Origin of the sequence: Fibrobacter sp., from assembly GCA_024399065.1 — a bacterium.
Lineage (GTDB): Bacteria > Fibrobacterota > Fibrobacteria > Fibrobacterales > Fibrobacteraceae > Fibrobacter.
The window spans coordinates 1-1,931 of record JAKSIB010000084.1 but is presented as its reverse complement, the minus strand read 5'-3'; the positions used below and the strand labels follow the sequence as shown (position 1 = coordinate 1,931).

The window sequence follows — 1,931 nt, the reverse complement described above, 5'->3', positions numbered from 1 at the left end:
GTACATTGACATTTTGGAAAAGAGGATCATTCAGGGGTAAACACTGAATGAGCCAATAAAGGAAAAAGAACAAAGAAAAGAAGAAGAAAGCAAGGGCGTACGGAGGATGCCTTGGCTCCAAGAGACGACGAAGGACGTGATAAGCTGCGATAAGCTCCGGGGAGGTGCAAATAACCTTTGATCCGGAGATTTCCGAATGGGGCAACCCACTGGCGACAGTATCCCGCAAGGGAGGTCAACGCGGTGAACTGAAACATCTCATTAGCCGCGGGAAAAGAAAACAAACGTGATTCCCCCAGTAGTGGCGAGCGAACAGGGAACAGCCCAAACCGCTGTTGTTACGGCAACGAGCGGGGTTATAGGAGTAGAGACGTGAAAGTCAGCGACGAGCAGAACACCTTGGAAAATCCGACCATAGAGGGTGACAGTCCCGTAAGCGAAGGACCTGACGATCTATCTACCACCTGAGTAGCGCGGAACACGTGAAATTCTGCGTGAATTAGCCGGGACCATCCGGTAAGGCTAAATACTCCTTGGAGACCGATAGTGAACAAGTACTGTGAAGGAAAGGTGAAAAGAACCGCGAACAGCGGAGTGAAATAGAACCTGAAACCGTGCGCCTACAACCTGTCGAAGCGGCCTTGGCCGTAACGGCGTGCCTTTTGCATAATGAGCCTACGAGTTAGTCGTGTGCGGCGAGATTAAGCGGTTCAGCCGCGGAGTCGAAGTGAAAGCGAGCCTGAAAAGGGCGTTGAGTCGCATGCGCTAGACGCGAAACCTTGTGATCTACCCTTGGCCAGGTTGAAGGAAAGGTAACACTTTCTGGAGGACCGAACCAATAAGCGTTGAAAAGCTTCTGGATGAGCTGAGGGTAGGGGTGAAAGGCCAATCAAACTGGGAAATAGCTCGTACTCCCCGAAATGCATTTAGGTGCAGCCTGGTGGCAGTCATGCAGAGGTAGAGCTACTGATAGGATGCGAGGGCTTCACCGCCTATCAAGTCCTGATAAACTCCGAATGCTGACATGATGATCCACTGGAGTGAGGGCATGGGTGCTAATGTCCATGTCCGAGAGGAGAAGAATCCGGACCATCAGCTAAGGTCCCCAAATGTATGCTAAGTTGTTCTAACGCGGTCCGGCTGCAGAGACAGCTAGGATGTTGGCTTGGAAGCAGCCATTCATTTAAAGAGTGCGTAACAGCTCACTAGTCGAGCGGCCGGGCATGGATAATGATCGGGCATAAGCATACTACCGAAGCTATGGGATTATCTTGCGATAATCGGTAGGGGAGCATTCCAGCAGCGGTGAATCGGAAGGCGTGAGCCACCGTGGAGCGGCTGGAAAAGCAAATGTAGGCATAAGTAACGATAAAGGAGGTGAGAAACCTCCTCGCCGAAAAACTCAGGGTTCCTGATCAACGTTAATCGGATCAGGGTAAGTCGGGGACTAAGGCTAAGCCGAAAGGCGATGCTGATGACAAGCAGTTTAATATTACTGCACCTCCTGGCACTGAAAGTGACGCGGTCGTCACTCATACGAGGGCTGACGGAATAGCCCCCTGAGCCTATCCTTCGGGAGAAGCGAGTATGACTAAGACCGCCAAGAAAAGCGAGCCAGAGCCCGTACCCCAAACCGACACAGGTAGTTGGGTTGAGTATACTGAGGCGCTCGAGTGATCCACGGCTAAGGAACTAGGCAAATTAGACCCGTAACTTCGGAAAAAGGGTCGCTCTCTGAGAGGAGAGCCGCAGAGAAATAGTCCAGGCAACTGTTTACCAAAAACACAAGGCTATGCGAAATCGAAAGATGAAGTATATGGCCTGACACCTGCCCGGTGCTGGAAGGTTAAGAGGAGACGTCAGGGCAACCGAAGCGTTGAATTGAAGCCCCAGTAAACGGCGGCCGTAACTATAACGGTCCTAAGGTAGCG

Annotated in this window: 1 rRNA gene; it reads left to right on the top strand. The window is 51.6% G+C overall.

Going from position 1 to position 1,931, the window contains the following annotated elements:
• Window positions 1-79: 79 nt before the first annotated feature.
• Window positions 80-1,931: ribosomal RNA gene (locus MJZ25_16510) — 23S ribosomal RNA — on the top strand; the annotation flags it as partial.